Source organism: Candidatus Polarisedimenticolia bacterium (assembly GCA_036001465.1).
GTDB lineage: Bacteria > Acidobacteriota > Polarisedimenticolia > Gp22-AA2 > Gp22-AA2 > Gp22-AA3.
Genome location: DASYUH010000032.1, coordinates 107,352 through 129,505, shown reverse-complemented (window position 1 = coordinate 129,505; position 22,154 = coordinate 107,352). Strand labels below are relative to the sequence as shown.

Genomic DNA, 22,154 nt, shown 5'->3' with positions numbered 1-22,154 from the left:
GAATCATGAACCGGAGCCGCGCCGGATCAGCGATGGGCCCAGGCGACCGACAGTCCCATGGATCTCCCGGGGCCGGGGGCCGCCAGGTCGTCGGCCGAGGGGAGATAGGCCCGGTCGAGCAGGTTGGTGGCGTGGATTCGTAGCCTCAGTCCCTGCGGCAGGTCGCAGGAGAACGAGGCCGACACGAGCTGCGTGCCGTCGGTCTCCACCTCTCCCGGGCCCGGGTCCGTCTTGTCGAAACGATGCTCGATCCGGCCCCCGGCACGCCAGCGGCCGCGGAGGACGTGCGCTCCCAGGGCCACGCGGTCGGACGGTATGTCGGCGAGCGGTGCGCCCGAGTCGCTCTCGCCCTTGATGCGGGAGGCGGACCAGGTCAGCTTGAAGCCCTTGCCGATGGCGTACCACCCGTCGAGATCGAAGCCGTCGATCGTGCCCCGCGTCAGGTTCACGAAGGTGTCGACTCCCGGCAGGACCTCGATCTGCTCGATGTACTTCTCGATCTCATTGCGGAACCCGAACACCTCGACGAACAGCCGCGTGCCGAAGTACCGCAGGCCGAGATCGCCCGAGAGCGAGCGCTCCGGTTCGAGGTCGTCGTTCGCGACGATGCCACCGGCGCCGGTCGAGCCGGTGAAGAAGCGCTCGGAGAGCGACGGAAAACGGAGGCCGCCGCCGGCATTCGCCGCCAGCTCGAATCCGGCCCCGAGCGGGACGGTCACGCCGAGAAAGCCTGCGCCCGCGCCGTCGTCGCTGGACGACCCCTCGTTCGTCTGTTCGATCCGTGTGAAGCGCGCGCCCGCTTCGAAGGTCAGGCGCCCGATGGGGCTCCGGACCGTCCCGAACAGGGACGCCTGGCCCTCGCGCCCGTCGAGCGTGCGGGTGTGCGTGACGGCACCGGTCGAGAGATCCTCCACGTCCTCGGTCGCCGTGACCGCGTCGCGACCGAAGTAGTCGAATCCGGCGAGCGCCGTCCAGGCGCCGCCGAGCGCGACATCGCGCTGCGCATCGAGGCCCCAGTCGAACGCTTCGTTTCGCACGAGGCTCCGGCTCGTCGCCGTGAGGTTGTCCGTCTCCAGATCGTTGGGATGGATGAAGGTGCCCAGCCGCCAGCCGCCCGCCAGTCGCGCGTTGAACCGGAGCAAAAGGTGATCCTCCGCCGGGTACCGGGTGATGCGACCCGGATAACGCGTGTTCGGCTTGGCGATGTCGCGCGCCCGGGCGGGGATCGCCACGACCTCGAACGAGGTTCCCGACGGCCGCTCCCACTCCTTGCGCAGCAGGCCCGACCACTGCGTGGAGTGGTTGAACAGAAAATTCCCGTCGCCGTCCTCGCCGTCGCCGGCATCGCGCCCTGCGATCGCGGTCGTCCAGCCCTCTCCGCCCCGTCCGGTGAAGAGGCTCTTCTCGTCCCCCTGCGTCCCGTAGCCGGCCTCGGCCTCGAGCCCGTCGAGCCTGCGCGGCAGCGCCTGGACGACGCCGCCGAGCGCCCCGGAGCCGTACAGTGTGGAGCCGGGACCGCGGACCACCTCGATCGATTCGAGGAGCGACGGATCGACGAACGACGCCGTGGACCCGGCGCGCCGCTCCGTGACGATGCGCATTCCCGAGACGGTCGTGAAGACACGCTGCCCCGCCACCCCGCGCACCGAGTAGGCCTGGAAGCGGCCCCCCTGGCCGGCCTCGGCCACCCCGGCGGCCGAGGTCGCCATGTCGACGACCGTGCCGGCCGGCGCCGCGAGCTCGTCGCGTTCCACGGCCGTGGCGGAGCTGCTCAGGGGCGCGACGACCTCGGTCCCCGGTCGTGCCGTCACGATGACTTTCTCGTAGACCTGCTGCTTGGGCGTGAGGGTGAGCACCGGCGGGGTCCCGGCCCCGTCGGAGATCGTCGCCACGAGCGTCTCGAACCGCGGGTCGACGATGTGCACCGAGACCGGCGGGTCGACGCCCCGCAGCCGGAAATGCCCGCGAGCATCGGTCACCGCCTGCGCGCCCGAGGCCGCGTCGACGACCACGGCTCCCGCGATCGGCTGCCCGCCGGCGGTCGCCACGACGCCCTCGACGTCGGCGAACGCAGGTGCGCCCCCGGGCAGGCCCAGTCCCAGAACCATCCACAGCGGGGCCGTCCGTGAGCGCCAGGACCGGGACGCGGTGCGGCGGATCGGGCCGCCCCCCGCGGAGCGCAGGCTGCCAGCGGCCGCGGAGCGGTCCGATCGCCAGTCCGACGACAATTCGGGCCTGCCAGGCTGCATGGTGTGCATCGGTGGATCTCGCGCCGATTCTAGGCCGGCCGGGGCCTGCTTAGTCAAGCAGGGCGCGGCAGTTGAAATCATTGCAGTCGGGACAGTCGATCTCCGGCGCCCATCAGGGCCCCGATCGCGTGGTGACGTCGCGCACGTCGCCGCGGCTGCTCGCCCTGCACGGCACCTGGGATGCCGCGGCCGGCGAGCCGCTCGTCGACGGTCGGCCCCGGGCCTCGGAGGAGGTCGCCGCGAAGGTACGGCGGGCGGCGGGGCCGGACGCTCGCCTGAAGAGGTTCGACGCCGTCGAGCGCTTCGACGTGCTACGACCCCGACACGCAGGACCAGGATCCGGGCATCTTGAGGCGGATCGTCGAGGAGTTCGGCGGACGCATCGCGCTCGACTGCGGGATCGCGCAGGGCGGCCGGCTTCGGGTCGGGGATCCGGCCGAGCTCCTCTCCTGAAAAAGAGCGGGCCGGGGAGCCCGGGCATCCTGGAGACCAGGCCGCCGCGGTCCGGCGGCCCGGTCTGGCTCCCATGCTAAAATGAGCGCCTACGCTCATTCGTCGCGTCTTCCGAGGCAGCCGGGGTCGTCAGGGCCGGCCGGCCTGAAGGGGGTGCCATCCATGATCGCGACCTGGCAGCTCGTCACGGTGGTCCTGCTTGCCGTCCTCGTGGGCGCGGCAGTCCCGGTGCTCATGCAGCTGCGCCGCACGCTCAGGAGCGCCGAGAATGTCCTGGAGTCGACCGCGCCGAAGCTCGATCGCACGCTCGAGGAAGTCAGCGAGGCGGCGGCGCGGATCAATCGCCTCGGCAAGAGCCTCGAGCGGGACGCCGAGGGGCTGCAGGTCTTCACCGATGCGGCGGCCGGGCTCGGGCGTTCCCTCAAGCAGGCGCAGGCCTCGCTGCGCATCATGACCACGGTGGGCGCAGCGCTCGGGCCCGCCATCGCGGCAGGGCTGCGCTCCCTTTTCGCACGCGATGGCGAGGTCGAGGCGGCATCCCCGCCCGGCCGGGAGGACGAGAGCGCGAGCGTCGACGCGCGGGCCGCCGACGTGGCGGCCGGAGATCAGGCGACTCGCGCGGATCACGCCCCTCGAGTCGGCCATGAATGAAGTCCACAGGACCGATCCCGCGACCGTGCTCCTGGCCTTCCTGGCCGGCGCGGTGACCGGAGCCGCCGTAGCCCTCCTGACGGCTCCCCAGTCGGGGCGCGAGACCCGTAGCAGGCTCAAGGGCCTGGCCCGGGATGCGGTCCGCGGCGTCAGCCGCGCGACGCCCAGACTGAACGACGCCTACACGCGCGCCGCCCGGGCGGCGCGGCAGGCCTTCAGCGAGGCCCTCGACGCCGCGGCGTCCGAAGGCGCTCCACCGACGCGGCAGACCGACCACTGACATCGCTCCCGCCCAGGTCAGATTTCTAGCACGCGGTCGCGGGTCCCTCCCAGCGGACGGCCACGAGCGTCGCATCCTCGTCGCGCTGGCCGGATGAGTCGTGCGTGATCTCCCGGGCGACGGCATCGCAGATCGCCGCGGCCGGCCGGGCAGCGTGGCCCATGAGAATGTCCGCCAGCCCCTTGTTCCCCAGGAAGCGCCGCGCGGCGCCCCGGGATTCGACCACCCCGTCCGTGTACAGAACGGCGGTCTCGCCGGGCTCGAAGGTGACGATTCCGCCCGTGTGGACGGGAACGCCCTGGATCCCGAGGCTCGGTCCCGTCACCTCGCCGAACGATCGGACCTCCCCCCCGAGGGTCACGCGGAGGGGGTGCGGGTGGCCGGCGTTGGCGTGGTGCAGGCGGCCGGCGCGCAGGTCCAGCCACCCCAGGAACAGGGTCACGATGAGGGCTTCCAGCCGGGCATCGAGCAGCATCCGGCTGAGCCGTGTCAACACCTCCTCCGGCGACCTGCTGATCGAACACAGGTCGCGGACCATCGATCGGGTGAAGGTGCTCAGGGCCCCCCGGGGCGCGCCGACGCACCACGTGTCGGCGATGACCAGGGCGAGCGTGTCCTCGGAGAGCCGGAACACGTCGTGAACATCGCACGCCCCCGCCTGGGCCGGCAGCGAGATCGAGCCGATCTCGACCCCCGGCGCCTCCGTGTCGGGGGCGGGGAGTCCGCGTGCGATCGGCCCGCCGCGCGTGTAGGCGGCGAGCCAGATGTCATCGACAGGCCCGGCAGTCCCCGCCGGGCGCCTCTCGACTTCGGGGGCAAGGTGCATGTTGGTTGCCATCGTTCCTCCCTGTGAGGTCAGGTTGAGTCGTCACGCGCCGGGACGGTGACGGACATGCACGTCAGTGAGAGCGCCCGCGCGGCAATCCTGCGCGGCAGGCTGTTCATCTGCGGCCCCTCCTTGACGATGTCGTTGCAAACTGATCCGCTGCCGTGTGCAAGGGTGGTGCCACGGAGCATCGAATGTCCTGCTCCGGCACTCAAGGCCCCGCCATTCAGGCTCTTAGGAAACGGATCAGGGGTCAGGTCAGGAGCGGAACGGGACCTTGCGGACGGTCGGGAATGTCATCCCGAGTGGACTGTGGGTGACCGCATGGACGGCTGGCCCCCGGATCGCCGTTTTCACGTAAGTTTTCACGTAAGAGGAAGCGAGGGGAGAGCGCATGAATCTTGCTGCGGATCTCAGGATGGGGGTAGGATCGCGGCTCATCGGAGATTCCCCGACTTCTTCAGGCCGGAGAGCCGTTGAGCGAACCTCGCGATCCCAGCCCTGGCGAGATCACCGGGCTCTTGAACTCCTGGCGGGCCGGCGACGAGTCCGCGTTCGATCGGCTCTTCGCCATCGTGTACGAGGAGCTGCGGAGGCTGGCCCGGCGCCAGGCTCGTCGCGACTGGAAAAACCGGACGCTCGATACGACGGCGCTGGTTCACGAGGCCTACCTCAAGCTGGTCGGGCACAACCGAATCACGCCGACCGATCGGGTCCACTTCTTCGCCACCGCGGCGCGCGCGATGCGGCAAATCGTCGTGGACCATGCCCGGCGCAAGGCCGCCGCCCGCAGGGGAGGCGGGGTGGCGCACACCGCGATGAATGAGTCCGACGCGCCCGCGGCGCAAAGCGCGACCGAGGTCCTGGCGGTGCACGAGGCGCTGGAGCAGCTCGAAAAACTCGACGAGCGGCTCGGGCGGCTGGTCGAGATGCGCTATTTCGCCGGGTTGTCGGAGGAGGAGACGGCGCGCCTGCTGGAGATCTCGGAGAGCACCGTGAAGCGCGACTGGCGCAAGGCGCGCGGGTTCCTCTACCGGGCCCTGCGCTAGGAGCCTGTCCGAGTATTCGGCCGGGTCGCGCGCATGGGGCTTGCGGATTGCAGACAAGGAGCGAAGGCATCAATGTCGGTCGATCGCCGACGACGAGCGACGCGGTATGCGGCCGCAATCCCCATGCGCCCTTCGGGTTCCGGCGGCGTGGGGTCGTCTGCTTCGTTGCCGCGCCTCGACGATGCGCAGGCATCGGACGTCGTCGCGGCGCCTCGCATCCGGCCCCACGGCGTCCGGAACGCGACCCGGCACACTCCTTCGACATCCTCTCGAACCCGTCACCGGATCTCGCCGACGCGATTGCGGAGCGGGACGCGGGAGCTCCCCCGAGGTCATCGGAAGACTGATCGGGCCGTGGCGACCGGCGCGCGGACCCTATCTCGACATCGGCGGCGGCGCGTTGGTCACGAGCCAGTACAGCCCGAGGTGGCCCGCGGCCTGGACGAACTCCGCGAATTCCACCGGTTTCTGGACGTAGCTGTTGGCGCCGGAATTATAGGCCCCGACCAGATCCTGCTCCTCCTTGGACGAGGTCAGGACCACCACCGGCAGCAGCTTGGTGCGCGGATCCGCCCGGAGGCGGCGGAGGACCTCCAGTCCGTTCACCTTGGGCAGCTTCAGGTCCAAGAGGACCACCGCCAGCTGGTCGAGCCGCAGTTGCCCGGACTTTCCGTTCGTGCCGAGAAGAAGGTCGAGAGCCTCGGCGCCGTCGCGCGCCACGACCACCTCGTTGAGGATGTTGTTCTTCTTCAGCGCCCGCAGCGTCAGGGCCTCGTCATCCGGATTGTCTTCCACCAGCAACACGATTCGCTTGTCCGCCATTGCTGCCTCCCTTGCCGAGCGTGAAATAGATGGTCGCCCCCTTGTCGGGGGCGCCGGTGGCCCATGCGCGGCCGCCGTGCCGGCTCACGATGCGCTGGACGGTGGCGAGGCCGATTCCGATCCCCGGGAACTCGTTCTGGCCATGCAGGCGCTGAAATGCGCCGAAGAGCTTGTCCGAATAGGTCATGTCGAACCCGGCGCCGTTGTCCCGGACGAAGTACGCCGTTTCGCCCGATTCCTTCGCGACGCCGAACTCGATGCGGGCCTCGTCCCGCTTGCGCGTGAACTTCCAGGCATTTCCGAGGAGGTTCTGCAGGACCGCGCGCAGGAGGGCCGGATCCCCCTCGACGACCGCGCCTCCGGCCACGTCGCACTCCACCCGCCGCCCGTCCTCGCCCTGGCGCAGCTCGTCCACGATCTCGCGCGCGAGCGAGCTCAGATCGACGCGCCGGCCCCGGATCTCGGCCCGCGTCACCCGGGACAGGTTCAGGAGCCCGTCGATCAGCTGGCCCATCCGGACGGTCGACGCGACGATGCGCTTGAGCGAATCCGTGCCGGCGTCGTCGAGCCGATCGGCGCAATCCTCCATCAGGGCCCGGCTGAACCCCTCGATGCTGCGCAGCGGAGCGCGCAGGTCGTGCGACACCGAGTAGGAGAAGGCCTCGAGCTCCTTGTTCGCCGTCTCGAGCTGCGCCGTGCGCTCGGCGACCCGCTGCTCCAGCCGGTCGTGCGCCGTCCGGAGCTCCGCTTGCTGCAGCTGGATCTCCTCGAGCATCTCGTTGAAGGCCACGATGAGCGATCCGATCTCGTCGCCGCTCGTCCCGGAGGCCCGGACCGAATAGTCCTTGTCCTGTGAGATCTTTCTGGCCGTCCCGGCCAGGCTGAGGATCGGCCCCGAGATGCTCCGCTGCAGCCGGATGGAGATGGCGAGGGCGATCAGGAGCGCGACGAACAGGACGCCGGCGAAGATCGCGACGTCGCGGGTGATCGTGTCGGTGATCTCGCTGAGGTCGGAGACGATGACGACGCTCCCGATCGGTTTCCCGTCGAACAGGATGTTCCTGGACAGACGCAACTGGTCGTCCCCCCCGCGGTAGACGGGGCCGGTCTCGCCCGGGCTCTCGGAAGGGAGGATCCCTTCGGAGGACCGGTCGCGGACATAGGTCGCGAACAGGCGCCGGTCGGCGGAGTACAGCCCGACGGCTCGGACCCGCGGATCGGCTCTCAAGGCCGCGAGCGTGGTCTCGGCGGATTTCGGATCGCTGAAGAGGAGCGCGGAAAGACAGTTCGCCCCCACGATGTCGGTCTGGATCGACAGCCGCCGCTCCAGCTTCGCCCGCAGCGCCATCAGGTCGTACCCGGTGATGACGGCGCCTGCGACGAGGAAGGCGGCAGCCTTGCTCAGGATGCTGGCCAGGATCAGCTTGCCCCTGACCGTCGAGGCGCTGGGCAGTCTCATGCGACCTAGACCCCCTCGCGTCCCGATCCCCGCACGATCCGGCCGAGCTTCATGAGCTGGGCGCTGATCTTGATCCGGGCGCGCTCCACGGCGGCGACGTTGATGTCGAAGCGGACTTTCTTGTCAATCGTGTGAAACGCGATCTGCCCTCCGCGGGTGGCGAAGCTCTCGAGGTCGCCGACGGTCAGGACCGCGGTGCCGTCCAGGGCCTTGAGGATGGAGGGAATGCGGTCCCGCTCGGAGGCGCTGATGAACAGGATGTGGCTGTCGCGGGCGTCCTTGATGTTCGCGAAGCGCCTGACGACGAGCCTGCGGTTGTTGACGCTCTTGCCGCGCAGCGTGTCGTCGAGGATTCCCCCGAAGGGGTCGTCCCCGAGAACGCCGATGACCATCTCGTTGCCGGTCTGCGCGAAGGCCTCGGGAGGCCAGTCCACGAAGGTCGAGAAGTAATAAAGGTACGCGGCCTTGACCTGGTAATCGGAGAGCGCCCCGGGGGAAGACTCCACGCCGCGCGCCTGGCCCCTCGCGGCCGGGAGGACCAAGGAGCCAACACAGAGCACGAGGCCGGCAAGCCGCAGGCGGGCGCCGGCTACCATCGCCGGACGAGCCGTCCGTAGAGGCTGCGCTCGACCTCGATCGCCGTACTGGCCCCACCGAATTCGCGGTGATGGCGCGAGAGCAGGTTTTGTCCTGCGAGGGAGACCTCGAACCCGAGAGGCAGGTCCCGTCTGATGACCAGGTCCATCTCCGTGTAGGCATCGACACTCGTGCTCTCCAGCCTGCCGGCGTAGCGGAGGGTCACGTCCAGCCCCAGCTGCCACGGAAGGTCGAACCAGGAGCGGACGTTCGCCAGGTGCTGCGGGGTCCCTCCCTCGGTCGATGGCTCCGTCGTGGTGTCCACGCTGTTGGTGGCAGGCTGGAGGTTGATGTCGAGATACGAGTAGGAGCCGGTCAGGCGTATGGATGCCGCCGGGTGCCATTCAGCGGCGACCTCCGCGCCCCGGGCGTCCCCCCTCATCCGGTTGAGCAGAAAGTAGGGGATCACGTCATGGGACGGTGGAGGGGTCGTCTCGGTGAACAGGGTTCCCGGTTCCAGGCTCAGCAATCGGGCATAGTCATTGTGGAACAGGGCGAGGTCGACGAACAGGCGATCGGTCGGCTGCACCCGGTAGCCGATCTCGTACGCGGTGAGCCGCTCCGGCTGGAAGTCCTTCGTCCCGGTCAGGCGGACGAAGGTCGGCGTGGCCGGGCTGAGGAGCGCCGTCAGGGACAGATCGCTTTCGAGTCGCGACGGGACGCGCAAGGCGCGCGAGACCGCCGACCAGAGGACGTGCCTCGACGCCGGTACGAAGAGCAGGCGCACGTTGGGCTGGGAGTTGAATCCGCTGTAATCGTTGTGCTCGAACTTCGATCCGAGGGTCAGGGTCCATCTCGACGGGACGATCCGGATCTCGTCCTGCACGAACGCGCTGAAGACATCGTCGGTCCGGCTCGCCGGGTCGAACTCGATGGTCGGCACGGACTCGGTGTCGTCCATGGTCAGTCGATAGCCGGCCCCCCAGACGAACTCGTGACGTGATGCGAAGTTCCGGCGGTGCCGGAAATCGAAGTCCAGGGTGTTGCGATTCTCCCGGAAATTCGGCTGGGCGCGATGCGTGCGGTCGATGTAGGCCTGAAGCGTCGTATCCGAGTCCTCGTGCGCCTCGTGCTTCCACTGACCCAGCAGGTGCCCGCCCGACAGGTCGCCGTCCTCCTCCACGACGTCGAAATAGGGGGCGGTGTAGGTGGAGTTCACCACGCGCTGCCCCGTGTTGCCGCTGTAGAAGTCTCCCTGGAGCATGACGTGGTCCTTGTCGCGCGGGTCCGCGTCCGCACGGAACCCGGCGAGCCCCATGTTCCAGCCGTCGTAGTCGTTCGTGCCCTGATGGAACTCCGCGTCCCGGTCGGAGAACTTGCCGTAGGCCCGGAAGGCCAGACCGCCCGCGGTCTTCCCCCCGAAGCGCCCCGTCGCGACCGCGCGGTCCTCGTTCCCGCCGCGGAGCGAGGCGTAGGTGCCCTGCGTCGCCTGCGCGCTCCGGGTGATGATATTGATGACGCCGTTGACGGCGTTCGTCCCCCAGAGGGTCGCCCCGGGTCCGCGGATCACCTCGATCCGCTCGATGTCGTTCAGGGGGACGTCCAACACGTCCCAGTAGACGCCGGCGAACAACGGGGAATAGACACTCCGCCCGTCGATGAGGACGAGGAGCGACCGGGAGAGGGTGCTCGTGAAGCCGCGCACGCCGACGGCCCAGGTGCTCGAGTTGACGCGGGCGACCTGCACGCCCGGCACCAGGCGGAGGAGGTCGGGAAGGGTGGTGGCCGCGGACCGCCGGATGTCCTCGGAGGTGATGACCTGCACCGCCGCCGCGGCGTCCATGAGCCTCTCCGGCTTCTTGGAGACCGAGGTCACCTCCATGTTCATGACCGCCTCGATCCCGAGGGTCGTGAGGTCGGGAGGGGTGTCCTGGCACAGGGCCCGACCGCCGTCCCCGAACGCGGCCAGAAGCGCCATCCCGATCAGGCGGCCAGGATGAAACCGGAGGGGAGTCTTGCGATGGGTCATTTGTTGGGACATTGGATCACCCTCTAGGAGCCAGGTTTCGCTTCAAATTCCCGGAGGGCGCGCGGCGCCCGAGAGTCTCCAGGGGAGACCCGTCGGCGCTTCAATCTAATGTCCGGGAGGGCCAAGTCAAGAATGATGGGCTGCGTTCGGCCAGGGGCTTCACCGTCCTGCAACCGAAGGGTCACAGGACCTCCACCAACCTGGCCTACCTTGACCCGCGGGGATCGGGCGGTCCGGTCCCCGGTCCGAGGGGGCCCATCCCCTCCGGAGAGGAGCAATGGACATCATGGACGAAAGCGCGGGAGAGATCCTCGTCGTGCGCGATCCGTTCCGCTCGTGCGTGGCGGTGCACATCAGGGGCCTGAACCCGGACGATTACCAAATCGTACAGCTGACCCGGCAGGAGGCCCGCCGGCTCGCCGCCCTCCTGCTGTATCAGGCGGAGCGGATGGGCGACCTGCGCGTCAGGCCGGCGGGCGGAACCGACGAGGGGGAGCTGAACTGCGCCTGAGCCCGCTCCGGGCCGCCTCGCGAAGGCCAAAAAAGCGAACGCGGGGTGCCCGGCCGAGCCGGACATCCCGCGTGAATCGAGGACGGAAAGCGGCGTTCTAGCTCTTGCCCTTGTCGGAGGCCTTCGACTCCTTCGGCACCTTGATGTCGCTGATGCCTTCGTGCTCGCCGGTTTCCTTGTCCGTGCAGGTGATCGTGATCGTTTCACCCGCCTTGACGTTCTTGATCTTGCCGATCGCCTGACCCATCACCGGCGCGGTCTTTTCCTCTCCGGTGTCGGTCTTGAAGGTCATCGTCTTCGCCTCGGAGTTGACGGAGACAACGGTGACCGTCATGTCGTGCTTCTTGACGGCGCTGGCGCCGGCCCACGCCGTCGACATCGGCGCGGCCACCAGCGCCAGGATGACGAGCAGGCTGAACAGCTGTAACGATTTCTTCATCGCACCCCTCCTTTTTGCTCTGAGTCAGGATGACTCAGCGACACCGGATGCTAGCACAAGGAAACCGCCGCGGCGAGTCTGGCGGGCCCGGGGGACGGTCGAAACGAATCCAGACCTAAACGCACGCGGGCCCCGGTCCGTATTCCACTCGATGGCCTCCGTGACCCCTGCGGGCCACTTACACCAGGCCGTCCCCGAAGGAGACTCTCATGACGCGTCCTGGCACACCGGTCGTCCTGACCGCCCTCGCCGCCACATTCCTGGCCTCCCTGGCTCCGGCCGGGCCTCTCCAATCCCAGGAGGAGGTGCAGGCGGTCCGCGTGACCAATTTCCCCGCCACACAGCAGGTGGCGGGGTCGATCTCCGTCGAGGGCGTGATCCGGCATTCGGCGACGCAACGCCTGAAGGAGATCCTGGTCTCGCCGGTCGGGCCCCGCGAGACCACGCGCCTGATCCAGGCCGGCACGCTCGCGACGGACGGCTTCACGTCGGTGGTCCTGAGCCTGGCCGGCCAGACGCGGGCCAGGGCGGCGCGGCCGGGCGCGGTCGGCGCGCTCCTGATCCCGGACGACGAGGCGATCCTGCAGGCGTTCGAGGACGAGGGGATGGCGCAGTTTCCGATCGAGATCGCCGCGCCGGCGGTCACCGGCGCGTCGCTTCATTTCGCCTCAGCGCCCGAGCGTTTCACCATCGCCTTCCCGCGGTATCGCGTGTTCCTCTACAACACCACGGACAAGACAGCCAGCGTGAACCTGTACGCCTATCTCACCCACTGAGCCTAGGGCACGAGCGTGGGCCGCGGCCTTACGATCGACAGCGTGTTGATTAGAAACAGGACCTTCTGCTGCAGATCCGCCACCTGGCTCTTCAGAATGGCGATGTCGCCGGCCTGTGTCCGATCCGAAATCTCGAGCGGCACGAATCGCTCCTGGCTCGACAGGAGCTGGGACTCGAGAAGCCCGATCCGGGTGGTCAGGGCCTCAAGATCCGCCTGCAGGGAGGCGATTTCCGGCACGGTCGACAGAAAGGCGACCAGCGCGTCGCACGCGTCCCCGGTGCCGTTGCCGTCCCGGTCCACCTGGTCATCATTGAAGAGTGGGATGCAGTTGTCGCACGCGTCACCTGGCCCGTCGTGGTCGACGTCGACCTGCTCGGGGTTCGGCACCGTAAGACAGTTATCGAACGAGTCCAGGACGGCGTCTCCGTCCGTGTCATAGGTGAGGTTGAGAAGAACGACGATGCTATCGGGGGGGTTGCCGACGATCGCCGAAAGGTCGGGGCTCCCGTCGGCATTGAAGTCTCCGACGATCAGGGACGTTCCGCCACCCGGCATCGACTGCGGCGGGCCGAAGCCCAGGGCACCGTTTCCGAGGAGGATGCCGGTCGTCGGGCCCAACGTCGTGGCCAAATCGAGGTTCGCGTCGCCATCGACGTCGAGGACGGCGAACGACGCCACCGCGTTTGGAGCGGTGGCGCTTGTTGGACTCCCGAACCCTCCCGATCCGTTCCCCGGAAACACGGAAATGATGGGCGAGATGTTGTGCATGACCGCGAGATCGACGTTTCCATCCTGGTCGAAGTCCGCGACCAGGGCGGCCCTCGGTGCGACAGCTCCGCTTGGCATCGAGCTGGAGGTGAAGCTCCCGGTGCCGTCCCCAAGCAGGATGTTCACCCGATTGTTGCGGGTGTCAGGCACCGCCAGATCGGGCTGTCCGTCTTCGTTGAAATCGGCAACGGCGAGGCCGAAGTTCTGGTACGGACCGAAACTCGCACCCGGTGTGAAGCCGCCAGTGCCGTCCCCGAGCAGGATTTGCAGGTTGGCGTACGCCGTCGACGCGGCCGCCAGATCCAGACGCCCGTCGCCATTGAAATCGGCCGCCACGGTGAGGAGCGGGAGCAGTCCCGGATCGATGAACCGATCGGGGCCGAACCCACCTGCCCCGTCTCCAGGCTTGAAGGAAATGAGCCTCTGGAAACTCAGGGAGGTGATGAGATCGAGCCTTCCGTCCCGGTTGAAATCTCCGATGGTCACGTATGTCGGGTTCCCACCGCCGACCGGGATGGTCCGCGGCGTGGCGAAGCCGGCGGGCCCCATCCCGAGATAGACGGTCAGGTTCATCGAGTCAAAGTTGGCGACCACGACGTCGGCACGGCCGTCGCCGTTGAGGTCGGCCGTCGCCATGCCTCGGGGACCCGAGCCGACGGCCAGGGTCACCGGATCGAAGAAGACGAGCTGGGCCCGAAGAAACGAGCCGGGATACAGGACGCCCGAGGCCAGCATGAGAGGGAGCAACAGCCGGGTTCGCATGGCAACCTCCTGCTCTCGTAAGGATCTCGAAGCGCAGTGGCCGGAATATACCTTGAGGTAATCGGGCCGTCAATCGGGAAATGCCCCCTCGCCTCTATCTCTCCTGGAGGACATCATGCTCACCGGGAAGGACGCGCGGGCCTCGGCTCCGGATCTCTGCATCTCACTGAATCACAGCGATTTGCTCCGCGGCGGCGTCCTCGAGCTGCCGGGTGGCATCGACCTTGCTGATCACAATCGCGCACCGGACCTGTTCATCACGCGCAATCGGTTGCGAATCGCTCCCGCGTCCAGTGCACCGGGGAGCGGTCGCGGCCAGGAAGGAGACGATCATGCATCGCCCTGGCGGCTTCGTGGACATCGTGCTTCTGGGCATCGCGGCCCTGGTTCTCGGCTGCTCGGAGTCCGCTCCGCGGGCGGACGTGAAGCCCGAAGCCGGGGATGCGATTCACGACGCATCGATCACCATGCGCATCAAGACGACCTATCTGTTCAACGGACACCTCGATGCGTGCCGAATCCAGGTCGGAACCCACGACGGCGTGGTGACCCTGCGCGGAACGGTCCCCAGCGACATCCATCGTGATCTCGCCGCGGCGATCGCCGGCAACGCGGACGGCGTCCGGGAGGTCCGGAACGATCTCGTGCTGGCCGAGAGCGGCGGCGACGGCCTCGAGGAGTCCGACAGGACATTCGGCGAGGCCGTTCACGACGCCTCGGTCACCGCCTCCGTGAAAATGGCGCTGGCGTTCGAGCCCGGGGTCAGGGGATCGAGGATCAGCGTTCGCACCGACCGAGGCACGGTGATCCTCACGGGCGAGGCCGGCTCCGACGCCGAGCGCCAGCTCGCCGCGCGCGTCGCCCGCGACACGGAAGGCGTCAAGCACGTGGTCAGCCAGATTCAGATACGCGGCTGATACGACCCTCCCGCCGCATCCGGCGGGAGGAACTTCGCAGTCGAAAGGCGGAGCAACCGTCCGCCGGAAGGAGGTCCGCACCATGAAGCTGAATCGCAAGCACCCTGTCGTTCGTGTCCTGTCGTACGCCTGCGCCGCAGCTCTCGCGGTGTCCCTGTCGCTCGTGCCCGCCCACGCGAAGACCGATTTCGGCGTGCGAGGCGGCGCCTACAGCGACGAGAGCGATCCGTTCCTGGGCGCCGAGGCGCTGTTCCAGGTTGGTTCCACGAAGCACTGGTACGGGAACCCCAACGTCGAGCACGCGTTCGCCGATCGCGGCGACCTCACCACCGTCAGCTTCGACTTCCACTACGACTTCCACCAGACCCAGGAGTACACTGTGTGGGCGGGGGCGGGACCGACCGTCCTCTTCCGCGACGACAGCGGTCCCGGCAACAGCGACTCCACCGATCCCGGCGTCAACCTGGTCCTCGGCGTCGGCGCGATGAAGGGCGAGGCCCGGCCGTACGGCCAGATGAAGGTCATCGTCGCGGACGACTCCGCGGCGGTCCTGGGAGTCGGCGTCCGGTTCTGATCCGAGAGTCGCGCCCGGTCGCGCTTCGGCGATCGAGCGCGCGTGCGTCACGGGCGGGCCAGCCCCCCGCAATCCCCCGGCCCGTCCGTGACCACTGGGGGGGCCAGCCTCATCCATGCGCATCACCCGCAGAATCGTCGTCTCGCTGGCCATCGTCGCCATCGCGCTGGCTTCCCTGGGGGCGTTCTTCCAGGTAAGCCGTGACGGCCGCGCGCAGGAGGAGGCCTTCGCGCGCCGGGCGAGGCTCCTGGCCGACGGTCTCGAGGGGGTGGTGCTGGAGCTCGTGGAACGGGGCGACCGGAAGGGCCTCGACCGTCTAGCGGAGGCCGTCGGGGACGGGGGAGGAGTCGCCGGTCTGGCAGTCTATGGCCCGAAGGGGGAACTCATCTCCCGCTCGTCCCGGCTCCAGGCGGCCCCTTCCTCCCCGCCCGATCCGGTGCGCCAGGCGCTCAGGAACGGGTCACCGGCGAGAGGGAGTGCCGGCCTGAAGGACCGGTCGATCCAGGTCGACGCCCTGCCGCTCACGATCCACGGCGAGCCGCTGGGCGCTCTGGCGGTTGTGCACGGGCCGACCCCGGCCCCGCCGCGCCTCGGATCGGCCTGGCGCCGCGCCTTCCTGATGGCCCTGGCGCAGACGGCCCTCATCGTGCTCGTGACGATTCTCGTCCTGCGTTTCAGCATCGCAGGCCCCATCGCCCAGATGGCGCTCTGGATGAAGCAGCTGCGCACGGGAGAGCCGGCCCTGCGGCCGGCGCCGCCGAACGTTCACTTGTTCTCCCCCCTGACGCGGGAAGTCGAGACGTTCTCCCGGCAGCTGGCCCGCGCCCGGGCCGCAGTCGAAGAGGAGGCGAGGCTCAGGCAGGCCGGCGAGGCGCGGTGGACGCCGGACAGGCTCGCCGAGCACGTGCGTCACAGGCTGCAGGGAAGGCCGCTCCTCGTCGTCTCAAACCGGGAGCCGTACATGCACGTCCGCCGGGGGCGAAGCGTCGAGTGCATCGTGCCGGCCGGGGGGCTGGTCACCGCCCTCGATCCGATCATGCGGGCGAGCGGCGGCACCTGGATCGCCCATGGAGCCGGCGATGCCGACTGGCAGGTCGTCGATCGCGAGAACCGCATCAGGGTGCCGGCCGACGACCCGCTCTACACCCTCAGGAGAGTGGCCCTGACGAAGGAGGAGGAGGACGGCTATTACTACGGGCTGGCCAACGAAGGGCTCTGGCCTCTCTGCCACATCGCCCACACGCGGCCCGTCTTCAGGCCGGAGGACTGGGCCCACTACGAGAAGGCCAATCAGAAGTTCGCGGACGCCGCCGCGAAAGAAATGGAGGGCTTGCAGGAGCCGTGCATCCTGATCCAGGACTACCATCTCGCGCTCCTGCCCGAGCTTCTCAAGCAGCGGCGGCCGGACGCGCGGATCGCGATCTTCTGGCACATTCCCTGGCCGAACCCGGAGGCCTTCGGGGTCTGCCCCTGGAGGAGGGAGCTCCTGCAGGGAATGCTGGGGGCGGACCTCATCGGATTCCATACCCAGGTTCACTGCAACAACTTTCTCGACACCGTCGATCGCACGCTGGAATCGCGTGTCGACTGGGAGCGGTTCGAGGTCAGGCGCTCGGGCCACGCCACGGCCGTCCATCCCTACCCGATCAGCGTGGCGTTTCCCGAAACCTTTCAGGACGTGGCGCCCGATCGCGCGTCGGAAACCGATCGCGAGACCTTCCTGAAGGAAATGGGAATCACCGGAAGGTATCTGGGCATCGGAGTGGATCGGATGGACTACACCAAGGGGGTCCTCGAGCGCTTCCGATCGATCGAGCGCTTCCTGGAGATCCATCCCACGTTCCGGGGGGAGTTGACCTTCGTCCAGCTCGGGGCGCCGAGCCGCACGCACATCAAGCGCTACCACGACTTCCTGGCGGAAGTGGAGTCCGAGGCGGAGCGCATCAACTGGAAATTCCAGGCGAGGGACTGGAAGCCGATCGTCTTCCTGAAGAGACACCACAGCCACCGGGAGATCCTGCCGTTCTACCGGCACGCCGACTTCTGCATGGTCACGTCCCTGCACGACGGGATGAACCTGGTCGCCAAGGAGTTCGTCGCCTCGCGCGACGACGGCGCAGGGGTCCTGATCCTGAGTCGCTTCACCGGCGCGTCGCGAGAGCTGCGGGACGCCCTCATCGTCAACCCCTACGACATCGAGGAGATGGCGGGTGCGATTGACAGCGCGCTGCAGATGAGCCGGGAGGATCAGGCCACTCGCATGGCCCGGATGAGGGAGACGGTCCGGGAGCACAATATCTATCGCTGGGCAGGCAACCTGATCGAAGCGCTGTCGCAGGTGCGCCTCGATCAGGTCGTGGCGAGGAGCGAGTAGGAGCGTGCGGAGCCTGTGGCCGGATTGGCCGCGAGTCAGGGGCCGGATCGCGATGCAGAAGCGCGTCCTCCTGCTGTTCGATTTCGACGGCACCCTGGCCCCGCTGTCCGGGAGGAACGACGCGGCGCGGCTCTCGGAGGAGATCCGCGGGCTCCTCGGCTCGCTCCAGGCCCGGCCGGGGGTCGGGGTGGCGGTCCTGAGCGGGCGATCGCTGAAGGATCTGCAAGCGCGCGTCGATATGCCCGCCCTCTACTACGGCGGAAACCACGGACTGGAGATCGCGGGTCCGGGAATCTCGTTCCGGCATGCCGGGGCGGTCGCGCGGCGGTCGATCGTCCAGGATCTGGCCGCCCGGATCGAGAGCGATCTCGGGCGCGTCCCGGGCGCGTCCCTCGAGAACAAGGGGCTGACCCTGAGCGTGCACTACCGGCGGGTGGCGCGGCGCTCCCGGCGTTCCCTGGCATGGCTGCGCTCCCGCATCCGGGTGGATGCGTCCGGGCTTCCGGTGAGGTGGGGGGCCGGGAGGAAGGTCTGGGAGCTCCTCCCTCGAGTGAAGTGGCACAAGGGAGCCGCGTCCCTCTACCTGATGCGGCACCTGGGAAATCCGTTTCCGATCGCGCTGGGTGACGACACGACCGACGAGGACATCTTCTCAGCCCTGAAGGGAAGAGGGCTCAGCATCCGGGTCGGCCGCCTGAAGTCCTCCCGGGCGGATTACTACCTGATCGACCAGGGGCAGGTGGCGCGGTTCCTCCGCGAGACCCGTGCCGCCCTGGAGGGGAGAGGATGAAGCTCGCGCGGGCGCGCCGGCCGTTCCGTTTCTTCACGCGGCTCTGCCTCACCCGCCTGACCGGGCTCAAGGCCAGGAACCTCGGGGAGCTGCTCGGCCATCTCGAGGCCGCCCCCGACCCGGTCATCTACCAGCACACGTATCGCTTCCTGCGGCAGCACCAGTACCTCGTGCCCGAGCCTCCGAACGACTTCGCGTACTGGGTCACGAACGTCCTGGGAGACGAGAGGCTGGGAGAGCAGCTGGCGTCGGTCGACACCCTGACGTTCGATTCACTCGACGATCTGAAGCGCGCTCTGGTCGAGGCGATCAGGCGAGGCGGCGCGGACCGGGGGAACGGCGGGGAGGTCCCCGAGGGGAAGGAGTTTCACTTCATGCAGGCCATCCGGTTCTCGGTCCCGACCGCGCACGAGGCCCGCGATCTCGCCGGCTTCGCGCGCTGCCTGAGGAGGGTCAGCCCGTCGAGCCTCTACCTGCACCTCTTCGAGTCCCTGCTGCGCCCTCCCCTGGGGCACAATGATTTCGCGACCTGGCTCGAGGGGGAGCTGGACGAGCCCGCCCTGGCCAGGAAGGTCTCGAACCTCGATCCCTACACCCACACCCTGGAAGGGCTGCGATCGATGCTCATCACGATGGTGGACCGGCGGCTGGAGGAGCACTCCCGTGCCGGGGCTTGACGACTATCGCGACATCGTCGGGGCGGACACGCTCGACGAGCTCCACCTGCTCGCGGGGCGCCTCACGGGCCGTTCGCTCCTGAACGTGAACTCGACGGCGGTCGGCGGAGGGGTGGCCGAGATCCTGAGCCGGATGGTTCCCCTCATGCGGGAGCTGGGGCTGGACGCCCGCTGGGAGGTCATCAGGGGAGGGGAGGCCTTCCACGCGGCCACCAAGCGATTCCACAATGCGCTCCACGGGGCCGCCGAGACGGTGACGGCGGGGGACTACGAGGCGTATGACCGGACGCTCCGGGAGAACCTCCCCTCGCTGAACCTGGACGCCGACATCGTGTTCATCCACGATCCCCAGCCCGCGGGCCTCGTCCAGATGCGGAACGGATCGGGGCACCGCTGGATCTGGCGCTGCCACATCGACCTCTCGCGGCCCGATCCGGACGTCTGGGAGTTCTTCCGTCCTTACGTCGAGAGATACGACGCCTGCGTCTTCTCCGCTCCGGCGTTCGCCCGCAGCCTGCCGATCCCGCAGGCGCTGATCTCCCCCTCCATCGATCCGCTGTCCGACAAGAACCGGGAGCTCGAGGGGAGCGAGGTCGACGCCATCCTGCAGCGTCTCGAACTGCCGACCGACCGGGCGCTCGTGACGCAGGTCTCCCGCTTCGATCGTCTCAAGGATCCCCTGGGGGTGATCGAGGCCTTCCGATTGTCGAAGGCGTCCGCCATGGCGCGGCTGGTCCTGGTCGGCGGGCCGGCGGACGACGACCCGGAGGGGGCGCAGGTGCTCGCGGAGGTCCGGGAGCGGGCGCAGGGGGACGACAGCGTGCGGGTCCTCTGCCTTCCCCCCACGAGCCACCTGGAGATCAACGCCATCCAGAGGGCCTCCACGATCATTGTTCAGAAGTCCCTTCGGGAAGGCTTCGGGCTGACCGTCTCGGAGGCGCTCTGGAAGGGGAAGCCGGTCATCGCCGGGTCGGTCGGCGGCCTGCCGAACCAGATCGGCCACAAGCACTCCGGGATCCTGACGCACAGCATCGAAGGGACGGCGTACTGGATCAAACACTTGTTAAAGGAGCCGGCGTACGCCAACTGGCTGGGGGCCAATGGCCGGGAGAGCGTGCGGCAGCACTTCCTCCTGACGAGGCAGCTCCGGGACTACCTGCTGCTCGTCCTGTACCTCGAGGGGGGAGAACAGGATTTCATCCGCCTGCCGGGTACTACGGACTGAACGGTGCTACTCTCCGAGTCATGGGTTCCGACGCCCACACGGTCACACTGAGGCTCTTCGACGATCCGGACGAGGTCCGCACCTTCGAGAAGGGACGCCTCGAGCTGGTGCGCATCGGATCGCTCGTCCTGGGCCGCGCGCGCTACGAGCCGGGCTGGAGATGGTCGCAGCACGTCGGCCCGGGTGCAGGGGCGTCGCGCTGCGAGGTCGAGCACGTCGGGATGGTCCTCCAGGGCGTCGCGACCGTGGCGTTCGACGACGGCCGGGTCGTCGAGCTCCGGGAGGGATCGCTGTTCCACGTTCCCGCCGTGCCGCACGACAGCTGGGTGGTCGGGGACACACCGTACGTCTCGCTGCACTTCATGGGCGCGGAGGACTACGCCAGGGCCAGGAAGGGGAACGCGGCGGGCCCCCCGACCGTCGGCCTCTACGACGCCCAGTACGGGCACCTCGATTCTCCGCTGAACAGGGAGATCAGGGCCGAGGCCTTCGGGGAGGACATCGGCCAGAACAGCTGGCTGACCGCGGACGAGCAGGATCTCTTCCTGGACTGGCTCGCCCTGTCTCCGGATGCCCGCCTCCTCGACGTCGCCTGCGGTTCCGGAGGCCCGGCGCTCCGGATCGCCTCCCGCACCGGATGCACGGTGCAGGGAGTCGACGCGCACGATCAGGCGATCGCCGAGGCCCGGGCCGGCGCCGCGCGCGCCGGCCTCGCCTCCAGGGTCACGTTCGATCGGCTGGACGCGAGCCGCCCTCTTCCCTTTCCGGACGCCTCGTTCGACGGGATCGTCTGCATCGATGCCGTCAATCACCTCCCCGCTCGCGACCGGGTCTTCCGGGAATGGCTCCGCCTCCTGCGCCCCGGCGGGCGCCTGGTCTTCACCGACCCGATCGTGGTGACCGGCCCCCTCACCCACGAGGAGATCGCCATCCGAAGCTCGATCGGATTCTTCCTGTTCGTGCCGCCGGGGACCGACGAACGGGTCCTGGCCGATGCCGGCTTTGAAGGGATCGAGGTCCTCGACCGCACCGAGAACATGGCGCGACTCGCGGCACGGCGGCGGGCGGCCCGCGGAAGGAGATCCGCCGACCTGAAGCCGATCGAAGGGGAGGCGACGTTCGAGGGACAGCAGCGGTTCCTCGAGGTCGCGGCCCTCCTGGCGGCCGACCGCCGCCTGTCCCGCTTCGCGTTCCGGGCGCGCCGCCCGTCTTGAAGCGCCCCCACCGCTGAAGCCTGGGTAGACCCGGGCGATGCTCCCCCGGGTGGACATCCTGTCCATCGCTCCGGACAAACCTCCTCGTCGCCATGTCTCCAGGATAGTCCGCGCCGGTCGGTGATTGTGCGAGCGATTCTGCCGATTGGCATCGTGCTTGCTGACCTCCGGACTCGAACCTTTCGAGTCACCTGAGCGCGTGATGAGCCGGAGGCAAACCATGACACGCAACAGCGTCCCGCTGCAGACCGAGAGTCCAGAGTTCGCCGGCAGGGAGATCCGCCTGCAGTTCAAGCTGTTCGGCGCCGGCGTCAGGCGGCAGTCCGGAGACCTTGGGCCCCTGCGGGCCCTGGCGTTCCATCCCGGCGACGGCTGGCAGGGGCAGTGCTGGGCCAGGCCGATGGGCGGCGGCTTGTTCGAGGTGACGCTCCCCAGGCCCGGTGCGGGGTCCTGTTGCCTCTTCCTGTCCCGCCCGGAGTCGGTCGACGGGGACGAGAAGCTCCCATGCCTGATCTTCCAGACCGGCCAGGCGGCGACCGCAACGACCGGCAGGACGCGGACTGCAGCAACCTGCACTCCGGGAAGGACAGACTGTTCGACGTGAGTAGCACGTCCATTTCCCTGTGATTGGTTCGCAAAGTTGTTGACAGGCGGACACCTACGGCACTGAAGCGGTGCGTGGCATCGTAATTGCTTTTGATGTTGTCTGAACACCTTAGATGGAGAGGTCT

At 68.4% G+C, this 22,154-nt stretch carries 21 protein-coding genes; 13 read left to right on the top strand and 8 right to left on the bottom strand.

Annotation, left to right across the window (positions count from 1 at the left end; all coding sequences use genetic code 11):
- Nucleotides 1-26: 26 nt before the first annotated feature.
- Complete coding sequence (locus VGV60_06385; GenBank protein HEV8700882.1) at nucleotides 27-2,108, bottom strand: TonB-dependent receptor; 2,082 nt, start codon at nucleotides 2,106-2,108, stop codon at nucleotides 27-29.
- 756 nt (nucleotides 2,109-2,864) lie between these two features.
- Between VGV60_06385 and VGV60_06380 the strand changes: the two genes are divergently transcribed.
- Both VGV60_06380 and VGV60_06375 read left to right on the top strand, forming a co-directional pair.
- The gene (locus tag VGV60_06380; protein HEV8700881.1) at nucleotides 2,865-3,353 is read left to right on the top strand and encodes a DUF948 domain-containing protein; all 489 of its coding nucleotides are present in this window, start codon (nucleotides 2,865-2,867) and stop codon (nucleotides 3,351-3,353) included.
- Entirely contained in the window at nucleotides 3,346-3,633 is a 288-nt protein-coding gene (locus VGV60_06375; protein ID HEV8700880.1) for a YtxH domain-containing protein, read from the top strand. The genes VGV60_06380 and VGV60_06375 overlap by 8 nt, the downstream gene beginning before the upstream one ends.
- Nucleotides 3,634-3,658: 25 nt before the next feature.
- On the opposite strand, the gene VGV60_06370 is transcribed toward VGV60_06375, so the two are convergent.
- The gene (locus VGV60_06370; GenBank protein HEV8700879.1) at nucleotides 3,659-4,471 is read right to left on the bottom strand and encodes a PP2C family protein-serine/threonine phosphatase; all 813 of its coding nucleotides are present in this window, start codon (nucleotides 4,469-4,471) and stop codon (nucleotides 3,659-3,661) included.
- Nucleotides 4,472-4,935: 464 nt separating this feature from the next.
- On the opposite strand from VGV60_06370, the gene VGV60_06365 reads away from it, so the two are divergent.
- Nucleotides 4,936-5,508: an ECF-type sigma factor gene (locus tag VGV60_06365; GenBank protein HEV8700878.1), complete on the top strand. Its 573-nt coding sequence runs from the start codon at nucleotides 4,936-4,938 to the stop codon at nucleotides 5,506-5,508.
- 375 nt (nucleotides 5,509-5,883) lie between these two features.
- Here VGV60_06365 and VGV60_06360 read toward each other — a convergent pair whose 3' ends face one another.
- From VGV60_06360 to VGV60_06345, 4 genes are read right to left on the bottom strand one after another with little or no spacing between them, the layout of a single operon-like run.
- The gene (locus tag VGV60_06360) at nucleotides 5,884-6,330 is read right to left on the bottom strand and encodes a response regulator (GenBank protein ID HEV8700877.1); all 447 of its coding nucleotides are present in this window, start codon (nucleotides 6,328-6,330) and stop codon (nucleotides 5,884-5,886) included.
- Nucleotides 6,284-7,789, bottom strand: a complete 1,506-nt coding sequence (locus VGV60_06355) for an ATP-binding protein (GenBank protein HEV8700876.1) — start codon at nucleotides 7,787-7,789, stop codon at nucleotides 6,284-6,286. Before VGV60_06355 ends, VGV60_06360 begins: the two co-directional genes overlap by 47 nt.
- 5 nt (nucleotides 7,790-7,794) lie before the next feature.
- Complete coding sequence (locus VGV60_06350) at nucleotides 7,795-8,385, bottom strand: YfiR family protein (GenBank protein HEV8700875.1); 591 nt, start codon at nucleotides 8,383-8,385, stop codon at nucleotides 7,795-7,797.
- Entirely contained in the window at nucleotides 8,379-10,394 is a 2,016-nt protein-coding gene (locus VGV60_06345; GenBank protein HEV8700874.1) for a TonB-dependent receptor, read from the bottom strand. The genes VGV60_06350 and VGV60_06345 overlap by 7 nt, the downstream gene beginning before the upstream one ends.
- Nucleotides 10,395-10,680: 286 nt before the next feature.
- Between VGV60_06345 and VGV60_06340 the strand changes: the two genes are divergently transcribed.
- Nucleotides 10,681-10,905: a hypothetical protein gene (locus tag VGV60_06340; protein ID HEV8700873.1), complete on the top strand. Its 225-nt coding sequence runs from the start codon at nucleotides 10,681-10,683 to the stop codon at nucleotides 10,903-10,905.
- A gap of 97 nt (nucleotides 10,906-11,002) precedes the next feature.
- Here VGV60_06340 and VGV60_06335 read toward each other — a convergent pair whose 3' ends face one another.
- Complete coding sequence (locus VGV60_06335; GenBank protein ID HEV8700872.1) at nucleotides 11,003-11,344, bottom strand: hypothetical protein; 342 nt, start codon at nucleotides 11,342-11,344, stop codon at nucleotides 11,003-11,005.
- A 209-nt stretch (nucleotides 11,345-11,553) separates the two neighbouring features.
- Between VGV60_06335 and VGV60_06330 the strand changes: the two genes are divergently transcribed.
- Nucleotides 11,554-12,120 (top strand): hypothetical protein, encoded by a 567-nt coding sequence (locus tag VGV60_06330; GenBank protein HEV8700871.1) that lies wholly within the window; start codon nucleotides 11,554-11,556, stop codon nucleotides 12,118-12,120.
- A 2-nt stretch (nucleotides 12,121-12,122) separates the two neighbouring features.
- Here VGV60_06330 and VGV60_06325 read toward each other — a convergent pair whose 3' ends face one another.
- Nucleotides 12,123-13,652 (bottom strand): VCBS repeat-containing protein, encoded by a 1,530-nt coding sequence (locus VGV60_06325; protein ID HEV8700870.1) that lies wholly within the window; start codon nucleotides 13,650-13,652, stop codon nucleotides 12,123-12,125.
- A 332-nt stretch (nucleotides 13,653-13,984) separates the two neighbouring features.
- Here VGV60_06325 and VGV60_06320 point away from each other — a divergent pair, with 332 nt between their 5' ends.
- From VGV60_06320 to VGV60_06285, 8 genes are all read left to right on the top strand, one after another.
- Entirely contained in the window at nucleotides 13,985-14,569 is a 585-nt protein-coding gene (locus VGV60_06320) for a BON domain-containing protein (protein HEV8700869.1), read from the top strand.
- Between the two features lie 82 nt (nucleotides 14,570-14,651).
- A complete protein-coding gene (locus tag VGV60_06315) occupies nucleotides 14,652-15,143 on the top strand; it encodes a hypothetical protein (protein HEV8700868.1) in 492 nt (163 codons plus the stop codon).
- A gap of 115 nt (nucleotides 15,144-15,258) precedes the next feature.
- On the top strand, nucleotides 15,259-17,517 hold the full coding sequence (locus tag VGV60_06310; protein ID HEV8700867.1) for a trehalose-6-phosphate synthase: 2,259 nt from the start codon (nucleotides 15,259-15,261) through the stop codon (nucleotides 17,515-17,517).
- 52 nt (nucleotides 17,518-17,569) lie between these two features.
- Nucleotides 17,570-18,307: a trehalose-phosphatase gene (otsB, locus tag VGV60_06305; GenBank protein HEV8700866.1), complete on the top strand. Its 738-nt coding sequence runs from the start codon at nucleotides 17,570-17,572 to the stop codon at nucleotides 18,305-18,307.
- Nucleotides 18,304-18,984 carry a DUF5752 family protein gene (locus VGV60_06300; protein HEV8700865.1) on the top strand — a complete coding sequence of 227 codons (681 nt, stop codon included), beginning with the start codon at nucleotides 18,304-18,306 and terminating at the stop codon, nucleotides 18,982-18,984. Before otsB ends, VGV60_06300 begins: the two co-directional genes overlap by 4 nt.
- Nucleotides 18,971-20,209: a glycosyltransferase gene (locus VGV60_06295; protein ID HEV8700864.1), complete on the top strand. Its 1,239-nt coding sequence runs from the start codon at nucleotides 18,971-18,973 to the stop codon at nucleotides 20,207-20,209. Before VGV60_06300 ends, VGV60_06295 begins: the two co-directional genes overlap by 14 nt.
- Before the next feature lie 20 nt (nucleotides 20,210-20,229).
- Complete coding sequence (locus tag VGV60_06290; GenBank protein ID HEV8700863.1) at nucleotides 20,230-21,423, top strand: methyltransferase domain-containing protein; 1,194 nt, start codon at nucleotides 20,230-20,232, stop codon at nucleotides 21,421-21,423.
- Nucleotides 21,424-21,643: 220 nt separating this feature from the next.
- Nucleotides 21,644-22,027 carry a hypothetical protein gene (locus tag VGV60_06285; GenBank protein HEV8700862.1) on the top strand — a complete coding sequence of 128 codons (384 nt, stop codon included), beginning with the start codon at nucleotides 21,644-21,646 and terminating at the stop codon, nucleotides 22,025-22,027.
- Nucleotides 22,028-22,154 lie beyond the last annotated feature (127 nt).

Coding starts and splice junctions, on each gene's coding strand:
- VGV60_06360 (HEV8700877.1), bottom strand. CDS start 6,330: ATGGCGGACAAGCGAATCGTGTTGCTGGTGGAAGACAATCCGGATGAC.
- VGV60_06335 (HEV8700872.1), bottom strand. CDS start 11,344: ATGAAGAAATCGTTACAGCTGTTCAGCCTGCTCGTCATCCTGGCGCTG.
- VGV60_06385 (HEV8700882.1), bottom strand. CDS start 2,108: ATGGTTCTGGGACTGGGCCTGCCCGGGGGCGCACCTGCGTTCGCCGAC.
- VGV60_06290 (HEV8700863.1), top strand. CDS start 20,230: ATGGGTTCCGACGCCCACACGGTCACACTGAGGCTCTTCGACGATCCG.
- VGV60_06345 (HEV8700874.1), bottom strand. CDS start 10,394: ATGACCCATCGCAAGACTCCCCTCCGGTTTCATCCTGGCCGCCTGATC.
- VGV60_06310 (HEV8700867.1), top strand. CDS start 15,259: ATGCGCATCACCCGCAGAATCGTCGTCTCGCTGGCCATCGTCGCCATC.
- VGV60_06350 (HEV8700875.1), bottom strand. CDS start 8,385: ATGGTAGCCGGCGCCCGCCTGCGGCTTGCCGGCCTCGTGCTCTGTGTT.
- VGV60_06315 (HEV8700868.1), top strand. CDS start 14,652: ATGAAGCTGAATCGCAAGCACCCTGTCGTTCGTGTCCTGTCGTACGCC.
- VGV60_06325 (HEV8700870.1), bottom strand. CDS start 13,652: ATGCGAACCCGGCTGTTGCTCCCTCTCATGCTGGCCTCGGGCGTCCTG.
- VGV60_06340 (HEV8700873.1), top strand. CDS start 10,681: ATGGACGAAAGCGCGGGAGAGATCCTCGTCGTGCGCGATCCGTTCCGC.
- otsB (HEV8700866.1), top strand. CDS start 17,570: ATGCAGAAGCGCGTCCTCCTGCTGTTCGATTTCGACGGCACCCTGGCC.
- VGV60_06285 (HEV8700862.1), top strand. CDS start 21,644: ATGACACGCAACAGCGTCCCGCTGCAGACCGAGAGTCCAGAGTTCGCC.
- VGV60_06330 (HEV8700871.1), top strand. CDS start 11,554: ATGACGCGTCCTGGCACACCGGTCGTCCTGACCGCCCTCGCCGCCACA.
- VGV60_06320 (HEV8700869.1), top strand. CDS start 13,985: ATGCATCGCCCTGGCGGCTTCGTGGACATCGTGCTTCTGGGCATCGCG.
- VGV60_06380 (HEV8700881.1), top strand. CDS start 2,865: ATGATCGCGACCTGGCAGCTCGTCACGGTGGTCCTGCTTGCCGTCCTC.
- VGV60_06370 (HEV8700879.1), bottom strand. CDS start 4,471: ATGGCAACCAACATGCACCTTGCCCCCGAAGTCGAGAGGCGCCCGGCG.
- VGV60_06300 (HEV8700865.1), top strand. CDS start 18,304: ATGAAGCTCGCGCGGGCGCGCCGGCCGTTCCGTTTCTTCACGCGGCTC.
- VGV60_06375 (HEV8700880.1), top strand. CDS start 3,346: ATGAATGAAGTCCACAGGACCGATCCCGCGACCGTGCTCCTGGCCTTC.
- VGV60_06355 (HEV8700876.1), bottom strand. CDS start 7,789: ATGAGACTGCCCAGCGCCTCGACGGTCAGGGGCAAGCTGATCCTGGCC.